This is a genomic window from Aeromonas sp. HMWF014, assembly GCF_963878295.1.
In the GTDB taxonomy this organism is placed as follows: domain Bacteria; phylum Pseudomonadota; class Gammaproteobacteria; order Enterobacterales; family Aeromonadaceae; genus Aeromonas; species Aeromonas popoffii.
This window is the reverse complement of sequence record NZ_CAWNYS010000016.1, coordinates 9,402-10,274: the sequence shown is the minus strand read 5'-3', so window position 1 is coordinate 10,274 and position 873 is coordinate 9,402. Positions and strand designations below refer to the sequence as shown.

The window sequence follows — 873 nt, the reverse complement described above, 5'->3', positions numbered from 1 at the left end:
CCCGATACAATACGGGGCGTCTTTGGGGATAACAAGCGCAGCATCATGCATTCGTATTCAGGCGCGCTGCCGGCCTTCCCCCTTCTTGAAATAAAGTGAATTGAACGAGGTGTATGTCATGGTTTTGTGCCCCGCTTCCCGGCCCGCCCGCTGCTGGCTCTCTCCCTTGCTGCTGGGCCTGTTGATGGCCCCTTCATTGCAGGCCACCACTGTGTCCCAAGAGCCCGTGTTGTCGGACCGCCAGACCCTGGTCAAGGGCAATGGCGCCGAGCCGGAATCCCTCGACCCGGCCCAGATCCGATCCGGTTTTCCGGGTGAGGTCGTGCTGGTGGACTTGTTCGAGGGGCTGGTGAGCGAAGATGGTCAGGGCAAGATAGTGCCGGCTCAGGCCCAGCGCTGGGAGAGCAGTGACGATGGGCTGGTCTGGCGCTTCTTCCTGCGTCCGCAGCTCACGTGGTCCAACGGTGAGCCGCTCGGCGCGCAGGACTTTGTCTATGCCTGGCGGCGACTGCTGGATCCGGCGCAGGGCTCACCTTCCGCCGGGCTGTTGCTGGCGACCGGTATCAACAATGCCCAGTCCATCTACGCAGGGGCGCTGGATCTCAATACCCTGGGGGTGGAGGCCGAGAGCGAGCAGATCCTGAAAGTGACTCTGGAGCGGCCGGTGCCCTACTTCTTGCAGCTGGTCAGTCAGCGTCCCTTCGTACCGGTTAACGAGAAGGCTATCAACCAGTTTGGCAAGCAGTGGACCCAGCCGGGCAAGCTGGTCAGCAACGGCGCCTACAAGCTGGTGAACTGGGTGCCCAACGAGCGCATCGAGGCGGAGCGCAACGCCCAGTATTGGGATGATGCCCATACCCGGATCCAGCGGGT

General features: G+C 62.4%; 1 pseudogene. It reads left to right on the top strand.

The features are described 5' to 3' along the window. Positions 1–118: 118 nt before the first annotated feature. A pseudogene (locus AAC083_RS22725) lies at positions 119–873 on the top strand (peptide ABC transporter substrate-binding protein); the annotation flags it as partial.